The organism is Mesorhizobium sp. M0051, from assembly GCF_040323235.1.
GTDB lineage: Bacteria > Pseudomonadota > Alphaproteobacteria > Rhizobiales > Rhizobiaceae > Mesorhizobium.
Window position 1 is genome coordinate 86,774 of record NZ_JAMYUT010000012.1, and the last position, 20,418, is coordinate 107,191.

The window sequence follows — 20,418 nt, forward strand, 5'->3', positions numbered from 1 at the left end:
CCAGAAAGTTGTGAAGCGGCTTTCCGTCCGGAATTGCGTCAATACAAAGAGCTAGGGCACTTCGCCGTTTCAGCGGAAAAGTGAAGTGCTCTAGCCGGCGTCCAGCCGGAACGACACCAATTTAATGGCGCGTTTGTAGATCTTGCTGGCGGCGGGGCTTGGCGGAATCCCGTCGCGATAGTCGAAAGTCACTTCGAGTACCTTTGCGCTGGCAAATGCTGCGTGCGGGATCGCGAACGAGATCGTCGTCGGGTCTTGGCTCGACAGTGTTACCTCGTGTACCCGAACTCCGTTCACCGAGATCATTACCCTTTGTATGGTTTGTGGTGGACGAATGACGGCAGACATTTGTAGCGTGGCTGTAAACCCGTCGCGAAGCGAAGGTATTTCCAGCCTCAGCCGAGAGGTCTCGCCGAGCGAATGGGTTCCGTCGGCTACCGGCCCCGACCAACCGCAGACCATCATGCCGGCTGCTTGTTTGGCACCGTCGGACCGGAAAGATACCGTCTGCCCAGGAGTGTAGCTGCCAACCGCATCGCGATTGAGGCACGTCGTCGTGCGATCAATGTAATAGGCCCGATAATCAGCGTTGACATCTGGATTGAGAGCGAGTGCGAGGATGATGATCTCGGACACGGCCAAAACCACCGCCAGCGCGTAGCCGCCAGTCGAGGCAGCACGGCCATAGGATGACAGGCCGTCAGACCAGGGCAAGATAGCCTCCAATCCATGCCACAGTCATGAAATAACATGCGCTCAGGAAAAGAGCCAAAGTCACGAGATAGGTCAGCTTCGATACCGACAGCAGCTCGGCAATCAACATCATCAGCGGCGCAAGCCCAATGACGTATCTGATCATGGAAGCCAGGTTGGTGATCAACGGCAGGATGATGCTGCTCGCACAGAAGAGCGCAGCGCCATATCGCCTGCGAGCCGCCAGAACGACCGATAGGGTCAGCCCTATAATCGCTGCGAGCGCGCTCCATTGCGGCGCCGTGGGCAGCCATCCTTTTGTCGGAACAGCAGAGAGACCGTCCCATAGAAAAAGGAGCGGATCGCCAGCAATCCGCCCAAACGCGCGCTGGACGTGCAAGAACGCAAACCCGTCCCCGACAGTGACGTACAAAAAGAGCATGTAAGCAAACAAGCCGGCGGGCGAGATGAAGATAGCTACGAGCATATCCGGACGACCAAGCACCCATCGCGGGAAAGACACCGCCGACCCGCCCTGCTGGCGGTGCTGCTCGAACATTTGGATGACGCTTGCAAACACAGCAAGGACCCCGACCACCCTCGTTGCCGACAGCAAAGCGCATGAAACGCCAGCGGCCAGGTAGTTGGAGCGCTTGAGTGCCAAAAAGACGCACGAAGTCAGGAACACGAAAAGAGGTTCGGTAAGGAACGTGGTGAAGTGGAAGGAGAACGGGCCGCTAAGCAGGAAAGCGCAATACAGTGTATAAGCGCGCATGTTCTTCTCCAGCAGTGGCCATGCCACAAGGCAGGCGGCGTAGCTGCATGCCATCGAGGTGATCGTCGCGATCAGAATCGTGGGAAAAGGGAAAGCAAACCGAAGAGTCGTCACGAGCATGGGATACAATGGAAAGAAGCCCCAGCGTCCGACGTTGCTTTGGCCTGGAATGGGAAAACGCTCGTAGCCATGTTCGGAAATGTCCACATACCACGCGCAGTCCCACCTGCAGAGCGCACGCGCATAAGCTTCGAAGCCTGGTACTGCCGAGACTGAATGGAATGCAGCATACCGAATGACAAGCCCGCTGATCATGAACAGGAGCGGAACCGCAACGGCGATGACACAAAGGCGACGGCCAGCGTTTGCGCGAGCCATGTCTCCAAGCGCCAGTTGTGTCTCCACAGGGGATGGCGCCAGAGTCTGCGATGGCGAGCCCGAGTTCGCCGGCTCGATGGCGCTGCCAGCCATAAAATCGGTCCATCGGAAGCATCAAGATCATCAACCGACTTGAAGCCCCGTCTGCGACTTGATCTTGAGGATCAACGATGCCGCGCCGCTTCGGTTCCTTCTGCAGCAGGAGTTCGTTGCGGCCAGGTCGATCGATCACACCAGCCGAAGAAGGGAGCGATATTCGCGCTCCAACGGCACCGTTTCCTCGCAGCGGGCGGCCTTCTTCATCGACGGTCCGGCCCGCGTCTCCCAGTCGCGCTCGCGACAACGGGTTCTTCTCGCATAGGCGGGCGTCGGTGGCGGCCCCAACCTCCAGCTCGAGCGCGTCGCTCGCTACAGCGCTATCGAGACCGCTCTCGCCAGCGGCTCCGCTGCCGCAAGCTACACCTCCTGCGGGGACGCGAGCTGCGCCAACTCGCCGCAACGCTGCTTCCAGAAAAACGGGAACAGCGTGGTTCAATCCTTGCCGCGGCGCGGGTCTTTGCCGGCCGCCTGACTGCTTTTCTTCGGCTGTTCGTCGCGTTTGTCCTGATTGCCTGCACGGTTGCCTCCGTGCGCCCCTTGGGAAGATTTTGCGGTCTTGCCGTCTTTGAGATTCGTAGCCATGATTTCCTCCTGGGATCCTGATATTTCCAGAACCCTCTCGCCGCGTGAATGTTCCTCAGCATTTACTATCCACGCGCAACCGAGCGGCCGTGGAACGCAAGCTCGAATTCGGCCCGCAGTTCGTCCTCCCGTCCGAGATAGCGCGGCGAGAAATGCATCTGGTGAGCGAAGTCCACTGCTGCCAGGCGGGCGATCTCGCCCGCCTGCACTGCTGTCAGGTGCTTCTTTGAAGCGGCGAGTGCCCGATCGTCCTGCAAGAATCCACCTTCGATAAAGAGTTGATCGGCGCCGCACGCCAAGCTGCAAAGCCGGGTTATGTTCAAGGAATGGAAGGCCAGGTCAGTGGCATAGGCAATGCGCTGGCCCGGCGCGCAAACGAGCGCTTGGCTTTGCAGCAGTTCTCCCAGAACTATCTTCCTATCCTTGGTGGGCATGAACTCGGTTGCAGGCCCGGCACCGCTGCGAACGGCCCGTTTGGCTTCGGCCAGCCAGGGACCAACTGGAAGGCGGAGCTCGTCGAGACGCGCCTTGTGAACGTTGACCCTGATTTTCTCCTGGAATGAGAAGGCCAGGCAAGGAATGCCATGATCAAGCGTGACCGCAACGACCTTGAATTCCGGGTCGTCGAGCGGAAGCCGCGCTTCCGACGGCTGCTGGTCTTCGCGAACAAAAGCGTTGCGCGCCCTGAAGACGACCTCGGTAATGAAGCCTCCCTCCGCCCAGTCGGAGGCGGCGATCTCCAAATCATGGGACTGCTCGTCCAGCAGGTTCCAGGTGTAAGCCCGCAACTTGGCCTCGACGGCGTCAGTCAGACCGGGCGGTCCGACGATATGGACGCGTCTGTCCCGGTAAAGCGACAGCCTGAGCAGGCGATCGAAACCGCTGAAGTGATCCATATGCATATGCGTCACGAAGACATGCGAGATCCGCAGGATTTCACGCGGCGAAAGGGTCGAAAGATCTCCGAGATCGAACAGCAAGGCCCTGTTGCCGAAGCGAAAATCCAGTAGCACGCCCGGATCGGAAAAGGGTTCGTTTACCAAGCGTGGCTGGACGAAAAGCGTCACTGCGAGAAGACCGCCGCGAGCGATGCAGGCTTCATCCGTTCAGCTTCTCTTTGCCCGGCCGGCATATTGGTCGACCGCTCCGGCCATCTGGAGCATGAGTGTCGCCATAGAGATGGAATTCCCGCCATAGGGGTAGAAGTCGGATTTATCGCCTTTGTTCCATTTCTCCCGCAGCTCGGGTTCGGTGATGTCCCAGTCGCGATAGGTTCTTCGCGCCAGTTCGCGCAGCTCTATGTGCAATTCGACGGTGGAGGGGCGGCCCCAGTAGTAATAACCGTTGTAGACCTTGAAGACTTCGAGGTCTCGCCCCAGCACGATGGTGTGCGGGACCATCACGTCGTGCGTGGTGTCGGTGTATTCCTTGATGTCCAGGTCCTTCTGCACGAGGCGTTCCTCGTCATACAGAAAGGGCCAAGGCGCCGAGGTCTGCTGGCGGTAATTGTTGGTCGTATGCCAATCGTCCGTGGTGATCGTGACGAGCTGGGTGTAGCCGACGACCAATTGCGGGTGAAACCGCACCAGTTCGAGCACTTGCTGCCGGTCTTTCGGGCAGAACAATCCACGCGTCAGCATCACGATCATCAGCTGGTCGCCCTGCAGGTCCGACAGCCGCCGTGGCGTCTTGGTGTGGTCGGGTGGAACGTAATCGGGGAACTTCGCGCCAGCCACGATATCTTGTCTCATTTTCAGTCGCTCCATCAATCCGGTTCCTGTAACTCCCGAACAAACGACTCCTCCCCATGTTCCTTGATTCCAGGCAAGCCGAATGAGACGGCCGGCTCTAAGGGCCGCCCGCCGTAGCACCGACGACCACCATCACGAGCCCATCCAACTCGACTTCGCCATCGATGATCGTCTTGCCGCCCTTTTTTCGAACCTTGAGCTTCGACGGGTTTTCGGCGGCCTGTCTTTCGAGTTCGTCAATCACTCCCGTGATCGTCGCTAAGCGGTCTTCCGTGATATCCGCGTAACCGCCGTGTAGCGCGTGATGGCACCCTCGTCGGGATCCTCTCCTTGAAAATGCACGGTAGCGTTGGCCGGCGGCTGACAATTCATGCCAAAAGCTTTGACCGCCGAAGCGCATACGAACTGGACATCAGGGTATTGCTGCATGACATTCATGGCCGCAAGTTCGGCGGTGCTGCTGCCGCCGATCCGCCAGCAGGCTTCGAGCACTCCCGACTTCCACTTCCCAGACCAGTCGGTCCCTTGGCCGATGTCATAGTTGCGCCGCGATGCGAAAAATCCGGGACACTCGATCATCGCAGCGTCATATGTTCTCGCCTGCGCGACCGCCAGCGCTGAAGCAGATGAAAGACTGAGGCCTGCGAGTGCCTCCCATCCCCCGCGTACGGCGATGATATCGGACCCGCCATAAACGGGTTGTCCCGCATTATCCGCCGTTATTCTCTGCGTGCCGACGTACGCAATGGCGATCTCGCCTACATCCGCGATTCCGACGCTTAGCGTGGCGATGTCAGCTAGATTCGTCTCTAGAACGAATCCGTTTTTTTCTAGATTTGAGGCTTGATAGCGTTCCAGGAAAGCTTCGACTTCCGACACGGAAGAAGCGATCTGTTGTTCGCGTCCGCGCGATGCAAGCGGAGGCTTAAGACGAACTGGTCCTTGCCGCAGGAGCCGATCCGCCGCTTGCAAAGTGTCCGTTCGGGAGAATGTGCTGTAACCCGGCAAAACCGCACCGCTGACCCGTTCAGGGAATTCCGCTGGCCAGTCATCAGGCCGAAATGCGGACGCGCCGATCACGTTATGCGTGATGACTTTGGTCATTGCCAGCCGCGACGGAAGCACGCCGCCAAAAAAGTCTTTTGGTCCTGCGATCCCCATTCGACTCGCATCGGCGAGAAGCAGGCTGTCGTCCGGGACGTAGTACAAGTATTCTCCGTCCAACTTGAACGCGCTAAGATCGCCCTCGAATGCAAACCCTTTGAGTAGAGCGATCTGGCGGGCGACCGCATTGATCGCGTGCCGTTCATGGGCGAAGAGAGCTTCGCTGCCTGGCGCGGAGCATGCGATCACAATTCCTTTTGGCCCGTCCGGGCATGTATTGCTTGTCATCCTCAATCCACAATCCTGTTTACGTCCGTGCGGCCGCACGTCTCCAACTGCGAAAACGGCGGGGCGGCGAAAACGTTCTGTTCCGGTTTCAGTTAGCGAGCTTCCCTGGAAGGGGAGCGTGTCGAAACCCGCGCCATTATCCGCGTCGACGGGATTCGAAAACTGATCGAGAGATCGGTTATTGCGTGCTCGCCGCCGGGCAGGGGTCGGCACATTCGGGCGTGCCCAATGGCGTTTGCGGGGCTCAGCCAGAAAGCGATCTATTTTCTACAGACGTCACAGGCCATACCAAAAGAACTATCGAATCAAACGGGAACCGCGGAACAAGCTCAGGCCCATGAGCTCTGGAACAAAGTTGCGGCGGTCGACAGCTCTCGCGAAGCCGCGGCTCTACGAACTGTCATCGGGCAAACCTATCGAGGCATCTCGCGGCCCGTCGTTTGCGCCAGTGGAAATCTTTATGTTCCTGGTCAGGTCGCCTCCATGGAAGTTTGGAGAGAAATGCCAAGGCCGTATCAGAGTTGTAGTGGCTTCGAAAAATCGACGTGCGCCTTTTGGCTGGAGCGTTCACAGAGCTCAGCGTCGGTCACCATCTCCTGGCAGAGCGCCAAGCCGAACAGTCCGCCATGTCACCGGCCATTCTTCTTCAATACAGCAGCGAGCATCTGATCGAACTCCGACCGTGTGGGATAAGACGCCTGCGTGCCCTTCCGACCAACCGAGAAGGTTGAAGCCGCAACGCCCCAGCAGGCGGCTTCATATGCCGATTTGTCCTCCGAAGTCGCGGCAGCGAACGCGGCAATAAAGGCATCGCCGGCCCCCGTCTTGTCCACGACATCGACAGCGGGCGCTCGTATTGCGGTCGTCTCATTCCTCTCACAGAGGATGCAGCCACCGTCGGGGAGCTTAACGCATGCAATTTCAACCCCTAGCGCGTTGAATTCGGTTGCCGCCTGACTGGCCTGACTTTCATTGGCCACTTCAATTCCTAAAACATCCGCTGCTTCCTTTTGGTTGGGCGACACCGCATAAAAGCGTTTTAGATCGGTCTTCTCGATTTGATCGGCAAATGTTGGGTCGACGATGATCCTGAAGCCGCGCCTTTCCGCAGCTTTGAATGCGGCCTCAAGCACAATGCGAGGAACCTCGAAATCGGCGATCAGGACGGAAGATGCTGGGGCGTTGTCGATTGCCTGCACTACTTTTTCGACAGCGGGAGTTTGCCAGTTCATATTGGCGTTTGCGACTGAAAGGATTGACTTGTTGCCATCTGCTGGAACGACGACGACCGCTATGCCTGTCATCGAATTTGGAGCGACAAAGACAGCCTCCAAATCGAGATTCTCTTGCATGAACGGACCAATGGCCACCGTCGCGAGATCGTCGTCTCCGACTTGGCCGAGAAGCTTTGTTGGAAATCCGAGCCGCTGCGTAAAATAAGCCACATTGGCAGCCTTTCCGCCGCTCTTTCGAGAAAATCCGGATGCTCTGACGGTCGCGTCACTGCTGAACGGCTTGTCGACCTCGAACCTCAGGTCGGCATTAATGCTACCCAGAGATAGAACCGCCGGCTGTGCCAAACTTCAAACTCCGCTTTTCGGATTATTCGCTGGTGTGATCTGCAACCCAGCTTGCTTGGTCCCATACGCCTTGCTTCGCGGTCCGCGAGCGTCCGGGGCGATCGTCGACCGAACGCCGCAGTTTCGGACGCGTTGAACACGATAGTCGTTGCCAAACTGGTCTGGGCAAGAATGGTTCCGGGACAAAGCTCCGGAGATCGATTCACATCCCAGGCGACCGTCTTATGGCCGGATTCTGGACGAGTTCGTTAGCGGGTTCAGCGGAAAGTGCTGGGGAATACGGCAGAGGCGACGAGCAAATAAACCACCATCTTCAGCATTCAAGTGGACGCAAGCGCGTCCGCGACCTGCCGATCAGGATCGAGCAGTTGCTCGTTTGAAATCTATTCCTTCAATCCGGCTACGCGCTCGAGCAGGGGCTTTTGCAGAATGGGGAAGGAACCAATCGTCAACATGACGAAGTTCCTGCATGTCTGGACGAAGCTGTTGGTCGACTGCGCCGTGGACAGAATACGTTCGCTCAAATCAACCCAGCGACCTCCCACCGGTCGACGCTCGTCCGTGTAGCCCGCAAGCGTGCCATCGTTGAAACGCCGGGCGAAGCAAGCTGCATCCTCAATACCGAGATTCATGCCGCGCGCGCCAAGCGGCGAGTGCGCATGCGCGGCATCGCCGCCAAGGAAGACGCGGGCGGTTTGATAGCGGGACGCCTATTTTGCCGGAATGTGGAAATGATCGGTCAGCAGCAGCTGCGACACGCTATACCTGCCCGGCACATGCGCCAGCGCGTCGGGTGTGTTTGAGACCGCGCGAAAGCGGTTGCCGCCGATCGGTATGATGAAGCCGACGTCCCCGTCTCGATGCAGGAAAGCCTGTGCCGCGTCCACCTCGTAGGGCGGACGCGATCTCCGCATCGGTGATGCTCCATCGCCGCCTCGATTGTGACGAGCTCACGGGTTCCTGCATGGAAATGCGCGTGACGCACCTTGAGCCCCTCTGCGAGCAGCTTGCTGCTCACCCCCGACGCTTCGAGAACATCCAGGCTATGTGAACTGATGCCGACCGCCTTGCTGAGCGGCGTAGGTCCGTCCTTCTTGTCTATGACGCGGGGATGGGCGCCTCTTCGCGCAAGCTCCAGCGCCGCTGTCAGCCCCGTTGGGTCCGCGCCGACGATCAGGATCGAAGCTTCTTTTCCGGGCACGACCGCCGCCTTCTCCTAGCCTGTCCGCACCGTTCGGCACTTTGTCGCAGATGGAACGCATCCCAGGAACAGAGGTTGCGCGCCAATTGAGCCACCTACTGTCAGCTCGTGCCCCCGGTTTTCACGCACTGAGCGACATGGCCGGCACGACAGGCTCCTCATCGTCGGCCGTTTCCTCCAAGTCGCAATCGGCTTGCCGAATGGATAAGCCGACAGGCCGACAGATCGCAGCAGCTCGAATCTTGGCTGGGTTCACCCAATCAGAACTAGCCGAGCGATCGAAAGTCTCGGTGCCGACCATCAAACGAATGGAAGGCAGCGACGGTCCTGCAGTCGGAATGGTCAATAACGTCGAGGCCGTGTGCCGCGCCCTCGAATCTGCCGGCATCGAGTTCTCATCGCCGAGAATGGCGGCGGCGCCGGGGTGAGGCTGTGGAAGAAATGACGCTGAGGTTGCCCAAGGGTCGTCGGGTCCGCTCGGCCGCCCTCATGGTCACGCCGCAGGCGTTGCAATCCCTTCTAACGCAATGATTCTGGTACTTGCGGAACGTTTGCGGATCTCGATCAGCCGGGCATATTCAGGAGAATTGTACCAGCCCATCAATGACGCCATGTCGGGGAATTCGACAATAACCAGTCGGTGTGGATCCCAATCACCTTCCAGAACCTTGGTTGCGCCACCACGACCCAGGTAGCGCCCACCGTAGCGCTCTTCGGTGGCCGGAACGTCCCGCCGATATTCCTCGAACAAGGCAGCGTCTTTTATGTCTACATCCGCGATCAGATAGGCGGCCATATGTATTCCTCCGTCTCTTTGATCTACCTCCTCGGCTTCGGCGTGATCTCCTCGACCCGCACTTTCTCGCCGTCTCCCTGTGCACGCAAAGCCCGCGCCACTTGCGGGAGGCGCGGGCCGATCAGGAGCCGGTGAAGGTCGTCCCGATCATCAGCAGCGATGGGGTGAGCATCGTCTGCCACACCACAAATAGTTAGAGATCGCTAAAGTTCCGTCAAGCCGGTTTGCCCGGTGTTGGCTGCACCGGTCCTGTACCGTGCCACCTAATGAATGACGCATCCTTGCCGGTGATATCCTTGACCGTCTTCAACAGCGCCTCATGCGTGTTTTGCAGCGAGCGGTAATGCTCGCTGCTTGGCGACAGACGCGGCTGGACGATGCTCTTATGCAGCCGTTCTGCCTCGGTCAAAAAATGGTCAATCTCAGCATCTGAAAGGTGCTTGGATAATTTGGTCCTGGCCATTGGCGATCTCCGTTGAATGGGCGCCGCAACGGGAGGACTATATTCCTATCTCCAGCGAACCGCCAAGACCGTCTTCAGGACTCCTCCCTGAAATTCTGCACCGACGCATGGCGCAGCTTGCGCCCACCGCGTAGCGTCCTGACGCTCGCCTCGATGGGCTTGACCCATTCGACGTCCTGAGTGACTACCGCACTCGGCAGGCCTCCGGCTGGGCTGCTGCGGGCCTGCTGCACACGTTTCCATAGCCGGTCCTTGATTGCGTTGGTCGTGGCGATCACAGCCTTGCCGACATACTTCCCGTCCCGTGCGAACAGCCCCTCGGTCCACTTGCCGGCCTGTCGCTTCACGCCAATCAGATCAAACTCGGAGATGTCCCAGCATTTGATTTTCAGCCAGGCCTCGTTCTTGGCGCCGCTGCGGTAGGACCTTTCCCGTAGCTTCGATACCATACCTTCGAGCCCCATTTTCTCGGCTGCCTCGAAGAACTCGGCACCGCCACCCTCAACATGTTGGCTGTACTGAATGATGCCTTGTGCCGGCTTGATCAAATCCCACAGGATCGCCTTGCGCTCTCGCCGTCGAGGATGAAGGATTTCGCCTTTAGCTTCTCGGCAGCGGCGACAATCGGCCAGTGGCGCTTGGACCAATCGATCCCGGTGCGGGTGAAGGCGCGCGCCAGCCCAGTCGAGAATGATCTGGGTGCGAAAGCCGTCATACTTTCTCGTGCAGCCAGTCGTCGCTGACCGGCGGCGTCTCGACCAGGACCGGTTCCTGCGGCTTGATGAACTTCAGCCGGTCTGCGGCGTTACGCATGCACTCGATCCTCCAACTGCCAGACAAGGCGCCCGGGCTGATTTGGTTGCATTTTAGCGAAATTGAATGTGAGAACCGTCGATGAAGGAAACAACAGGTGATAAGGTGTCATCGGGACATTGCCTATGCGGGGGCGTGCGCTACGAAATCGCAGGCGAGCTTGCCCCGCTGATAGCCTGTCACTGCTCCCAGTGCGCGCGAACAAGTGGCAATTTTGCGGCCATGGCGGCCTGCCGCTCGGCCGATCTCATGCTGCTGACCTCGTCCACGCTCAGATGGTACCGCTCGTCGCGTTACGTCGAACGCGGCTTCTGCTCGCGCTGCGGCGGCAACCTGTTCTGGAAGGCGGCTCCTGGCGTGCAGACCTTCGTCGCGGCCGGTACTCTCGACCCGCCGACCGGCCTTCGGCTTAGCAAACATATTTTCGTCGGCTCGAAATCCGACTTCTATGATCTGACTGACGGCCTTCCAAAGGAGCAGGCAGGTTAGATGGATTAGAGAACGCACGATGGCCCGGCCACGCTGCCGGTATGATAGCTATAGGAGCGCCAGGGATCGATGCGCCTCTTTCGGGTTGTTGGCCTGGTTATCGACCACGGATCCCCCTCGATCTTGCCGGCAAGCTGTTCCCAGGCCTCGCATGTTGGCTTGGGCGTAGGGCTTGGGATGGCAATCGCAGGTCAGTGAGGGGGTAGCTTTCCGACTGGCAATCCGCGCCGAACGAGCCGTTCCCGCATCTGCGCGACGTCCGCATCCCCTAGTCGCCCTATCACCAACCCGGCATCTCGATGTAATCAGACGAGATAAAATACTCCTCGCACCAAATCAGGGTTTTCCGACTCTAGGGTCTAGGGCAAAGCGCGTTGGCTTGTGCAGCCCGCACCGTTTGAAAGCCTCCGGTCCCTGATAACCAAATCATCCTGGCACTGCTGCTCTGTAAACTGGCCAGACCCATGACTTCATCGCCGACCTTCGTCTCCATGAAATGATGCCCTCCTGGCGCGATGACGATGTATTGCTTGACGCCGACTTCATAGGTCATCGGCGTCGTCTGGCCGCCGGCCGGAAGATCGTCCTGCCAGACCTGCCTTCCGGTCTTGATGTTGAGCGCGCGCAGCTTGTTGTCGGTGGTCGCGCCGATAAAGATCAAGCCACCCGTCACCAGCGGACCGCCATTGTTCGGTGTTCCGATGGTTAGCGGCAGCATGGACGGGATGCCGAACGGGCCGTTGTTGTTAGCGCTGCCGAGCAGCTCGTCCCCCAGGGTCCTGATGGTGGAACCGGCTCAGGTCGTCGGTGGTGCTGTGTCCGGCGAGCGCCCGAGAAACGTCGCCAGGGCGCCGATGTCGCGGAGATAGTTGCGCCGCGTTTCCCGTGAGAAACGCCGCCTGTTCATGTCGTCGATCAGTCACTGACGAAGTGGACTTCAGTCTCCCACCCGCTTTTGCGTAACAGCGGAGAGCAATTCGTCATCTCGCGGCGGGTTGACAATCCGGCCTCGGCCGCCATGCTGCACTGCAACATTTCTATCTCGGAGTCCGCAATGACAGATATCAGGTCATCGCGCATCGAATGCCTGGACGGGCTTCGCGCGCTCGCGGCGATCTGGGTGCTTGTCGGGCATTGCCTGCTTCTGACCGGCTGGCGTGTCCCCATCGTCGGCGAGCCGGATCTCGGCGTCGATCTCTTCATCATGCTGTCCGGCTTCCTGATGGTGTTTCATTATCAGCTGCGCCAGGACAAGGAGCCCTGGCAAAGACCGGAAACGTGGCTGAAATTCTGGACGCGCCGCTACTTCAGGATCGCGCCACTGTTCTACGTCATGCTTTTGCTGGCACTCGTGCTTGGCCCCTATCTCTACGACTGCAGGATGATCATCGACGATTTCCTGTCGAGATCGCATCAGGCACCCGAGCGCTATCTCGACGGCGGGTGGAAGAACATCGTCGCCCATCTGACGTTCCTGTTCGGCTTGGTGCCAGATTTTGCCTACCGCACGCCGCTCCCCGACTGGAGCCTGGGGCTGGAGATGCAGTTTTACGCAGCCTTCCCGGCCATCATGCTGTTGGTGCGCAGGTTCGACTGGATCAGAAGCGCCGGGCTAGTCGCCGCAGTTGGCTGCATCACCGTGTTTGCGCTGGGCCGATTGTCGATCCATTTTCCGATGCCGTCGTTCCTGGCCCTGAAGATGCAGATATTCCTGTGCGGCATGCTTCTGGCGGGCGTCGTGCATCAAAGCCAACCACGGCCGATCCTGTATCTGGCACTGGCGCTGCTTTTGGCGGCGCTGCCCTTCGGCGGCGACTACGGACTGGGCAAGCTGCTGGTGCGTGAAGCGCTGGTGGCGGGGTTCTTTGCCCTGGTTCTGTATCGGATGCTGCCGGGAGCGGCGGGAACGCTGGCGAGGGCGATAGCCATGACGCTCAGCAACCGGTTCTTTCATCTCATGGGCGAGCTTTCCTTCAGCATCTACCTGATCCATCTCCTGGTGTTGCAGCCTGTCGCGGCATTCGTCATCAGCCAATATGGCCACGAACTGGCGGCGCCACTGCGTTTCGCGATCGTCGTTGCCGTCGTCCTGCCGACGGTGACTGTTTTGTCCTGGGTCACCTACAATCTGATCGAGGTTCCCGGCCAGAAGGCGGGCCGCTTCGTCGTCCAGCGCTTTGGCCGCAAGGGCGGCGCGCCGGCGCTGGAGAGCGTCAAGCGCAGCGCGTGATCCTGCGTGCCGATCGCAATCGCGTCGGCCAAATGGGCACGCTGCCATAACGCAACCGGCGGCGAACCTAATCCAGCTAGAACTGTGTCACCCCCTCTCGTGCGCGCCAAAGTGAAAGCCACTGACGCAGCACTGTCCGGATGTTCTTGTCGTAGACATAATGCGCGAATGCCGAGATCGCGATGATGACGACGGATGTTCCCAGAATGAACGGCAAGCCGTGCTCCTTCCACGAGGCCCCGGTCACGGATTCGACCACGGCGTTCGAAAGGCGGATGAGCGGCGTGTGAAGAACATAGAGGGCGTACGAGATATTGCCGGAGAAGAGCGCAATCCAGCGCCAAAACCCGGATAGCCGCAAACGGGAGGCCACCAGAACGAGCCAGGGCCAGACCAGGGCTATGATCGCCAGACTGTACAATTGCACATGTTCGACGGGTCTGAAGATCATGAGCACGCCGCATAGCGTCAGGAGAAACGGCATATAGAGATTGCCATCCCGACTCTTCCCGGTCGCATATCGATTGAGAAAGACCCCGAGAAAGAACGAGAACGCGATCCGGGCGGGAGCCGCGATCGTGTCGTCCCAATGGGCGCCGCCCCCAAGGACGAAACCCTGCCAAGCCAGAAGCACCAGGGCCAGGAAGGCAACACCGACAATGAGCGCAAGTGACCGAGCAGCCAGCCTTACGGCCAGCGCGGCAAATACGGCGTTGGCGACGAGTTCATAAAATAGCGACCACGCCGGGCCATTCAGCGGGAAAAGCACGTCGGGAAATGTCGAGAGCGACGGCGGCGTGGGTAAGAAAAGAACGGAAAAGCCAAGGCTTGCGAGCAAGTCCAGCCGCGAATACGAACTGAGCCCATGCGTTGCGACGATTGCACCCACGCCGATCACGGCCAGGCCGACCGCGGCAAAATATAGCGGGTAGAGCCTGAGAAGACGGATCTCCGCGAATTCCCAAAACGACATGCCTTTTCGGAACTTGTCGTCGTAGGCATGGGCGATCACGAACCCGCTCAACAGGAAAAACAGGTCGACGGCCAAGAACCCGGACGGCGCCAGATCATATCGCCGGCCCGTAAATTCGGTGAAGTGGCCTAGCATCACCAAAACAGCAGCGATGCCCCGGAGACCATGCAAAGCGTCGAAGTGGGCCGTTTCCGCCCTTGGTTCTGGCGTTTTGGTCATTCCGTATCCGTTACTTCGTCCATCTACGCACGGATTGCTGCAATGCACAAGATCGTTTTGCGACGCACACTCAACCCACATCCAGGAGCCAGACATGGGCATTGCAGAAGGCTCGATCAGCCGCGCCCGCGACTCCTTGTCCGCCACCCGGGGAAGCTTCGGTGCATGAAGCTGGCGGCGGGGTTCTTTGCGCTGGTTCTGTACCGCATGCTGCCGGAAGCGGCGGACGCTGGCGAGGGCGATGGCCGTGACGCTCAGCAACCGGGTCTTTCATATAACGGGCGAGCCTTCCTTCAGCCTACCTGTTTCACCTCCGGGTCTTGTCGCGGCGTTCGTCATCAGCCAACACGGCCATGGTCCGGCGGAGCCGCTGCGTCTCGCGATCGTCGTTGCTGTCGTCCTGCCGACGGTGACCCTGCTGTCCTGGATCACTTGCAATCTGATCGAGATTCCCAGAAGGCGGGCCGCTTCGTCGTCCGGCGCTTTGGCCACACGGGCGGGCCGGCGCTGGAGAGCGTCAAGCGCAGCGCGTGATTGTGCGCTGCCGATCGCAAGCGCGTCGGCCAAATGGGCACGCTGTCATGACACAACCGGCGGGCAACCAAATCCAGCTAAAACTGTGTCACGCCCTCTCGTGCGCGCCAAAGTGGGCGGCGTCTGGAGCTATGAGGAGCTGCTAGCCTTCTGGCCAATCCCACCCACCCCGAACACGCCGAACGGATCGACTGGATCGGCCAGGAGTTCAACCCGGCCGACTTCGATCTGCAACACGGCCAACACCGTGCTCGCCGCCCGGTTCACCAAAAAATAGTTGCCGCCTGATAAGCCATCCCCCGTCACCAAACGTTGGGACTTGAGCAATTACGCACGCTGAGGACAACGCTTACCGCTCCGCAAGGAATCGTGCATCGCATGGCGCATAATGCAGGGCCTATCGGAAATGAAATCAAAATCGGAATGTGAAGTGGCGCATGAACTTACCGCTCGGCGAATGCCCGCGCAAACGAGTCCATCATCGGCCGTGCGAGATACTCGAAGAAAGTCCGGTCGCCGGTATTGATGAAGGCTTCGACCGGCGTTCCGGGATAAAGCTGCTCGGCCTTCACGCCGGGCGGCAGGGCGTCGGCAATCTTGAGCTTGGCGCGGAAATAGGGTTCATGCGTGACTTGGTCGACCAGGCGGTCGGCGGAGATCTGTGTGACTGTGGCTGAAACCTCGGGCGTCAGGCGCATGTTGAGCGCCGACAATCTGAGTTTCGCTCGCTGGCCGACACGCACCTGATCGACATCCTTCGGCCGCAGCTTCGCATCGACGTTGAGACCCGATGCCGTGGGCAGAATCTCCATGATCTTTTCGCCGGGCGCGATCACGCTGCCCTTGGAATTATAGGTCGACGACACCACGATGCCGGCTACCGGCGCCTTGATCGTCGTGCGCTGAAGCACCGCCTCGGCCGCCCTGATCTGTTCCCCGAAATCGGCGAGGTTGGTGCGGACCTCGTTGAGCTTGGTCAGCGCCTCTTCCACGCGTTGCGAGGTCAGGCGCTCGACCTGCACCTGGGCTTCGACGATTTGGCTGTTGGCTGCGGCAAGATTTGCCTCCAGCGCGCCGGCCTGGCCGACGAGATCGGCCTCGCTGCGCAGTAGCTGCGAATATTCGGTGCGGTTGGTGAGGCCCTTGTCGAGCAGGCCGGTCTTGATGCCGAGCTCCTTTTTTACCACCTCGGACTGCTGCTCGATGGCAAGCTTCTGGGCGTTCAGGCCCACGACCGACTCGCGATCCATGGCGACCCGCTGCGCCATGATCGATTGTTCCGACCGGAACCGAGCGAGCCTTGCGTCGAACTCCTTTTGCTGTTCACGGATGAGCTTTTGGAAATCCTGCTGGAACGACGCCGGCGCTGCCTCGTTGATCGGCGCCAGCCTGTCCATCCCGTCGCGTTCGGCCTCCAGCCGCGCCATGCTCGCCTCGAGCGCGATCGACTGTCTGGTCAGCCGGTTGAGCTCGGCCTGTGCGGCTGTCTTGTCGAGGATGACAAGGTCCTGGCCCTGCTGCACGCGATCGCCCTCGTGGATCAGCAGTTGCTGGACGATGCCGCCTTCGGGCTGCTGGATGTGGATGTTGCCGCCCGTTGCGGAGATCGTGCCCTGCGTGATCACCGCGCCGGAGAGCGGCGCGGTGGCCGCCCAATAGCCGAAGCTGCCCGCCAGCAGCCCTATGGCAACGTAGCCGGTGAGGGCCACGCGCCTTATGTCGGTGCGCGGCTCGCCGTTCCTGGCAAGGCTCTTGGCCGTCATCGTGTGGGACCGAAGCGGATGTCGTGCGTGCGGATCGTCGGCGCGAAGGACCCGGTCACCACCGTGCTCGGCCGGGCCGGAACACCCTTGGCGACGCCATTGCTGACCACAGGCTGCCGCAGCACCTCGGCGCTCGGGCCGAAGGCCTCGATGATGCCGCCGCGCAAAACCATCACGCGATCGCAGGCCGTGGCGATGGACGGGCGATGCGTGATCACGATAGTCGTGACGCCCGCGGCTTTCGCCGCGACAAGCATCGCTTCGAGCGCCGTTTCGCCGCTGCCGTCGAGATTGGAGCTGGGCTCGTCGAGCACGAGGATCCGCGGGCCGCCATAGAAGGCGCGCGCCAGCCCGATCCGCTGGCGCTCGCCGCCCGAGAGCGTCCTGTCCGAAGGCCCGATCATCGTCTGGTAGCCGTCGCGCTGCGCCAGGATCAGCTCATGCGCCTCAGCGCGCCGCGCCGCCTCGACGATCGCGGCATCCGCCGCCTGCGCGTCGAAGCGGGCGACATTGTCGCCGATCGATCCGGGGAAGAGCTCCACCTCCTGGGCCAGGTAGCCGATCTGCTTTCCGAGCTGTCTTTGGTCCCAGTTCCGGAGATCGGCGCCGTCGATCCGGACCGAGCCGCCGGTCGGCTGCACAGCACCGATGAGCAATCGCGCCAGCGTCGATTTGCCGGCGCCACTCGGGCCGACGATCGCTATAGCTTCGCCGGCGCGAACCGCGAAGTTCAGCCGCTTGAGGATGGGTTCGGTGCCGGGCCGTGCATTCGGCGCCATGAAGAAAACGTCCTGCACGGAAAACGTCCCCGACGGGTCGGGCAGCGTCAGTTTGCGCGCTTCAGTCGGATGCGCCGCAAGCGCCGTCTCCAGCTGCTTCCAGGCTCGCCTGGCGTCGACGATCTGCCGCCAGGAGCCGATCAACTGGTCGAGCGGCTGCAGCGCGCGCGACGACACCAGCGAGGAGGCGAAGATCATGCCGGGCGTCATCTGCCCCTCGATCACCAGCCAGGCACCGGCGCCGAGGATCGCCAGCTGCAACATCATGCGCAGCGCCCGCGAGGCGGCGCTGAAGATCGCGTTGGCGCTCGAGGAGCGGTCATAAAGGGTGAGCGCTGCCCCGACATGCCTTCCCCAGACGCGTGCGGCATTCTCGACCATGCCCATGGCGCGCAGCGTCTCCGCATTGCGGGCAAAGACCTGCTCGGCGTGGCTGGCGAGCGCCGAACGCTCCGTGGACAGCGCATCCTTCCTGCCGATGGCAAGCTGGTTGGCCGCGACCAGCGCAACGAGCAGCGCCGTGCCGGCGAGCGTCAGCCAGAACAGGACGGGATGGATGAGATAGAGGAGCGCGAGGAACACGGGTGCAAAGGGCAGGTCAAACAGCACAGCCACACCGCGCGACCTGATGAAAGCGCAGACCGAGGCAAGGTCGCGCAGCGGCGATCGGCCGCTGGCATATTTGGGCGCCAGCGAAAGGGCGAATGTCCTCGCGCCGAGCTTCCTGTCGACGGCGGCCGCGACGCGCTGCGTGTAAACGGCACGCACCGCGTCGAGCAAGCCGAGGAAAGCAAGCGCGAGGACCGCGATGGCCGACAGATAAACAAGCGTCTCCACACTGGACGACGGCAGCACGCGGTCATAGAGCTGCAGCAAATAGAGCGGGATCACCAGAACCAGGATGTTGATCAGCAGCGAGAAGACGCCGACATCGGCGATGGCGCGCAGGAACACCGCGCGCAGGCTCGACGATCCAGTCATTTCTGCCGCCGCTGCATGATCCCGAGACATCGAACCGGTCGCCTGATCTTACACGTGGCCACCAAATTCGGAACCACCGTGGTGCAGTGTGCTGTTGCCGAAGTTGTGCGTGGCAACGCTGTGCGTGGTGGTGCTGCTGCTACTGCTGACGAGCAGGGGGTTGCCCTGCACAGCGTCCAGCGTATAGGCGTGGATGTAGTCGATCTTCATCTCGGCCGGCGTGGCGAGATGGTCCGGCGGCGCGCCGGCTTGACCGCCGATCGCAAGATCGACCAGCATGTACATGGGCTTGTTCATGTCGGACGGTGTCGCCGCTTCCGCAACCTGCACGCCATCATAGGTCCAGATAAGCTTGTCCGGTGTCCACAGCACACCATAGGTGTGGAAGCCTGTGGTATCCATGACGTTCACCGTGGTCGAGACCTTGGTGTGCGTTCCCGTCTCGTTGCTGTGCGCGGTCATCACAAGCGAGTTGGGCTTCTGCCCGTACATTTCCACCGCGTCCAGTTCCGGCGGCCACGAGCCGTCTTCCGGCAGCAGCCAGAAGGCCGGCCAGGCGCCGGCGTGCTCGGGCAGGTCGGCGCGCATTTCGAAATAGCCATAAGTCTGCGAGAAGGAGTCGTGCGTCGTCAGGATGCCGGATGTGTACTCGTAATTGTTGATCAGCGGCTTGATATCCGCCGGTGTCTGCGCGGCAGTGATGGTGAGCACGCCGTTGTTCACGCTAAACGGGTGGACGGAGCTCGTCGGGACATAACTCGCGTCGATATACCACTGCAGCTCGCCATTGCCGGTCAAGGTACTGCCGTTGGGCGCTCCCCACCAGAAGTTGGTGTCCCACGTGCCGCCTTGGCTATTATGAAGGCTCAATGCGTTGAAATCGTCGTTGAAGGACAGGGTCATTCCGACCTTGTTAATCGGCAGCTCGAACTGGCTCGGCTGGAATTTGTCGATGGTCCTGTCCTTGAACTCGAGGATCTCGCCGGATCCGAGATTCAAGATCACGTTCGGTCCAGCCTGGATCATGTTCGCGTGGATGGCGTCGAAGGACATGAACCCATAGCCATCGAGACGGACGGTGTCGGTCGCGGCGAAATTGGCGATCAGGTCGCTTCCGTTGCCGTTCGCGATGATGAAAGTGTCGTAGCCGCCGCCACCGTCGATCAGAACATCATTGCCCTTGCCGCCGTCCAGCGTCTGGTGGCCGGCCTTGGCGGTGATGATGTTGTCCAATCCATTTCCGAATGCATAGTTGTTGGCGTTGGTTACGACCAGATTCTCGACGTTGCCCGGGAGCGTGTAGCTCATCCATGTGCTGATCGTGTCGATCCCTTGGCTGCCGGCCTCCGCCACCTTGTTGCCCGCCGCGTAGAGGTAGTAGATGTCGTCGCCATAGCCACCGTGCATGGTGACATTGACGCCGGATGCTCCGTAGAAGGTGTCGTTTCCGGGGGTGCCGTACAAGTCCGATCCGGCCCCTGAGGCCGAGAACCAATGACTTGAAGATCCACTGTAGGGAAGAGGAACGCCTATAGCGTTGACGATCGTCGTCATAACCCAGACCCTCCTCGTAGTGCGTGACCTTGCCTGAAACCGTCGATGCGCGTTCGACCGATCACTGCCGGACCAACTTGTTATTCAAATGATAGTTTCACGGAATAACCATGTAGTACAGAGAAAAAATCTCCGTGGATCGATTAACAGATAGAATGAGGGAATTCGCCAATACAACTTAAGCGTGAAGCCATGTCAATTTTATACAATATTGCTGAATTTCTGCCTAACTGGTTCGGCAGGCCGTCGCGGGTGAATGCATTTGTTTCAATGTCGCCGCTCTGACCTGGGCGGCGGTTCGAATCAGCCAAGCCTTCGGAAGGCCCATAGCTTTGGAAGCGGCACAACGGTGAATGCCACAGGGGTCCGTGGC

22 protein-coding genes and 2 pseudogenes are annotated in these 20,418 nt (G+C 60.1%); 4 read left to right on the top strand and 20 right to left on the bottom strand.

The annotated features are described in order from the left end of the window. Positions 1 to 90 precede the first annotated feature (90 nt). The 11 genes and pseudogenes from NKJ90_RS14840 to NKJ90_RS14890 form a co-directional block, all read right to left on the bottom strand. Entirely contained in the window at positions 91 to 714 is a 624-nt protein-coding gene (locus NKJ90_RS14840; RefSeq protein ID WP_023759965.1) for a hypothetical protein, read from the bottom strand. Then, the gene (locus NKJ90_RS14845) at positions 701 to 1,939 is read right to left on the bottom strand and encodes a putative hexosyltransferase (RefSeq protein WP_352486219.1); all 1,239 of its coding nucleotides are present in this window, start codon (positions 1,937 to 1,939) and stop codon (positions 701 to 703) included. The genes NKJ90_RS14840 and NKJ90_RS14845 overlap by 14 nt, the downstream gene beginning before the upstream one ends. Before the next feature lie 438 nt (positions 1,940 to 2,377). Continuing rightward, positions 2,378 to 2,527 carry a hypothetical protein gene (locus tag NKJ90_RS14850; protein ID WP_352486220.1) on the bottom strand — a complete coding sequence of 50 codons (150 nt, stop codon included), beginning with the start codon at positions 2,525 to 2,527 and terminating at the stop codon, positions 2,378 to 2,380. Between the two features lie 65 nt (positions 2,528 to 2,592). Further along, on the bottom strand, positions 2,593 to 3,594 hold the full coding sequence (locus NKJ90_RS14855) for a ribonuclease Z (RefSeq protein ID WP_352486221.1): 1,002 nt from the start codon (positions 3,592 to 3,594) through the stop codon (positions 2,593 to 2,595). Positions 3,595 to 3,633: 39 nt separating this feature from the next. Continuing rightward, positions 3,634 to 4,293 (bottom strand): redoxin domain-containing protein, encoded by a 660-nt coding sequence (locus NKJ90_RS14860; RefSeq protein WP_352486222.1) that lies wholly within the window; start codon positions 4,291 to 4,293, stop codon positions 3,634 to 3,636. Between the two features lie 82 nt (positions 4,294 to 4,375). Then, complete coding sequence (locus NKJ90_RS14865) at positions 4,376 to 4,522, bottom strand: hypothetical protein (RefSeq protein ID WP_023759971.1); 147 nt, start codon at positions 4,520 to 4,522, stop codon at positions 4,376 to 4,378. A gap of 14 nt (positions 4,523 to 4,536) precedes the next feature. Then, positions 4,537 to 5,670 (bottom strand): DUF3182 family protein, encoded by a 1,134-nt coding sequence (locus NKJ90_RS14870; RefSeq protein ID WP_352486223.1) that lies wholly within the window; start codon positions 5,668 to 5,670, stop codon positions 4,537 to 4,539. A 629-nt stretch (positions 5,671 to 6,299) separates the two neighbouring features. Continuing rightward, positions 6,300 to 7,250, bottom strand: a complete 951-nt coding sequence (locus NKJ90_RS14875; protein WP_352486224.1) for a PfkB family carbohydrate kinase — start codon at positions 7,248 to 7,250, stop codon at positions 6,300 to 6,302. Positions 7,251 to 7,633: 383 nt separating this feature from the next. Continuing rightward, positions 7,634 to 7,900 (bottom strand): annotated as a pseudogene (locus NKJ90_RS14880) (FAD-dependent oxidoreductase); the annotation flags it as partial. Positions 7,901 to 7,960: 60 nt separating this feature from the next. Beyond that, on the bottom strand, positions 7,961 to 8,164 hold the full coding sequence (locus tag NKJ90_RS14885; protein WP_352486300.1) for a hypothetical protein: 204 nt from the start codon (positions 8,162 to 8,164) through the stop codon (positions 7,961 to 7,963). Between the two features lie 80 nt (positions 8,165 to 8,244). Then, a pseudogene (locus NKJ90_RS14890) lies at positions 8,245 to 8,451 on the bottom strand (FAD-dependent monooxygenase); the annotation flags it as partial. 200 nt (positions 8,452 to 8,651) lie between these two features. Between NKJ90_RS14890 and NKJ90_RS14895 the strand changes: the two are divergent. Beyond that, a complete protein-coding gene (locus NKJ90_RS14895; RefSeq protein WP_352486225.1) occupies positions 8,652 to 8,879 on the top strand; it encodes a helix-turn-helix domain-containing protein in 228 nt (75 codons plus the stop codon). Positions 8,880 to 8,944: 65 nt separating this feature from the next. Here NKJ90_RS14895 and NKJ90_RS14900 read toward each other — a convergent pair whose 3' ends face one another. From NKJ90_RS14900 to NKJ90_RS14915, 4 genes are all read right to left on the bottom strand, one after another. Further along, positions 8,945 to 9,247, bottom strand: coding sequence for a DUF1330 domain-containing protein (locus NKJ90_RS14900; RefSeq protein ID WP_352486226.1), 303 nt, complete (start codon positions 9,245 to 9,247; stop codon positions 8,945 to 8,947). A gap of 214 nt (positions 9,248 to 9,461) precedes the next feature. After that, positions 9,462 to 9,710 carry a hypothetical protein gene (locus NKJ90_RS14905; protein WP_352486227.1) on the bottom strand — a complete coding sequence of 83 codons (249 nt, stop codon included), beginning with the start codon at positions 9,708 to 9,710 and terminating at the stop codon, positions 9,462 to 9,464. Between the two features lie 74 nt (positions 9,711 to 9,784). After that, positions 9,785 to 10,258, bottom strand: a complete 474-nt coding sequence (locus NKJ90_RS14910) for a hypothetical protein (RefSeq protein ID WP_352486228.1) — start codon at positions 10,256 to 10,258, stop codon at positions 9,785 to 9,787. Continuing rightward, complete coding sequence (locus NKJ90_RS14915) at positions 10,255 to 10,425, bottom strand: hypothetical protein (RefSeq protein WP_352486229.1); 171 nt, start codon at positions 10,423 to 10,425, stop codon at positions 10,255 to 10,257. The genes NKJ90_RS14910 and NKJ90_RS14915 overlap by 4 nt, the downstream gene beginning before the upstream one ends. Positions 10,426 to 10,604: 179 nt before the next feature. Here NKJ90_RS14915 and NKJ90_RS14920 point away from each other — a divergent pair, with 179 nt between their 5' ends. After that, positions 10,605 to 11,012 (top strand): GFA family protein, encoded by a 408-nt coding sequence (locus tag NKJ90_RS14920; protein ID WP_352486230.1) that lies wholly within the window; start codon positions 10,605 to 10,607, stop codon positions 11,010 to 11,012. A 352-nt stretch (positions 11,013 to 11,364) separates the two neighbouring features. Here the strand turns inward: NKJ90_RS14920 and NKJ90_RS14925 are convergent, their stop codons facing one another. Continuing rightward, the gene (locus tag NKJ90_RS14925) at positions 11,365 to 11,796 is read right to left on the bottom strand and encodes a hypothetical protein (RefSeq protein WP_502904912.1); all 432 of its coding nucleotides are present in this window, start codon (positions 11,794 to 11,796) and stop codon (positions 11,365 to 11,367) included. 270 nt (positions 11,797 to 12,066) lie between these two features. Between NKJ90_RS14925 and NKJ90_RS14930 the strand changes: the two genes are divergently transcribed. Then, on the top strand, positions 12,067 to 13,242 hold the full coding sequence (locus NKJ90_RS14930; protein WP_352486232.1) for an acyltransferase family protein: 1,176 nt from the start codon (positions 12,067 to 12,069) through the stop codon (positions 13,240 to 13,242). 76 nt (positions 13,243 to 13,318) lie between these two features. Here NKJ90_RS14930 and NKJ90_RS14935 read toward each other — a convergent pair whose 3' ends face one another. Further along, positions 13,319 to 14,695, bottom strand: a complete 1,377-nt coding sequence (locus tag NKJ90_RS14935; protein WP_352486233.1) for an acyltransferase family protein — start codon at positions 14,693 to 14,695, stop codon at positions 13,319 to 13,321. Between NKJ90_RS14935 and NKJ90_RS14940 the strand changes: the two genes are divergently transcribed. Beyond that, positions 14,676 to 15,245, top strand: a complete 570-nt coding sequence (locus NKJ90_RS14940; protein WP_352486234.1) for a hypothetical protein — start codon at positions 14,676 to 14,678, stop codon at positions 15,243 to 15,245. The two genes, NKJ90_RS14935 and NKJ90_RS14940, sit on opposite strands and share 20 nt — an antisense overlap. A gap of 166 nt (positions 15,246 to 15,411) precedes the next feature. On the opposite strand, the gene NKJ90_RS14945 is transcribed toward NKJ90_RS14940, so the two are convergent. The 3 genes from NKJ90_RS14945 to eglC are packed head-to-tail and all read right to left on the bottom strand — an operon-like array spanning position 15,412 to position 20,045. Beyond that, the gene (locus NKJ90_RS14945; protein ID WP_352486235.1) at positions 15,412 to 16,731 is read right to left on the bottom strand and encodes an HlyD family type I secretion periplasmic adaptor subunit; all 1,320 of its coding nucleotides are present in this window, start codon (positions 16,729 to 16,731) and stop codon (positions 15,412 to 15,414) included. Next, a complete protein-coding gene (locus NKJ90_RS14950) occupies positions 16,728 to 18,491 on the bottom strand; it encodes a type I secretion system permease/ATPase (RefSeq protein WP_352486236.1) in 1,764 nt (587 codons plus the stop codon). The genes NKJ90_RS14945 and NKJ90_RS14950 overlap by 4 nt, the downstream gene beginning before the upstream one ends. Positions 18,492 to 18,539: 48 nt before the next feature. After that, positions 18,540 to 20,045, bottom strand: a complete 1,506-nt coding sequence (gene eglC / locus NKJ90_RS14955; protein WP_352486237.1) for an endo-1,3-1,4-beta-glycanase EglC — start codon at positions 20,043 to 20,045, stop codon at positions 18,540 to 18,542. Between the last annotated feature and the right edge of the window lie 373 nt (positions 20,046 to 20,418).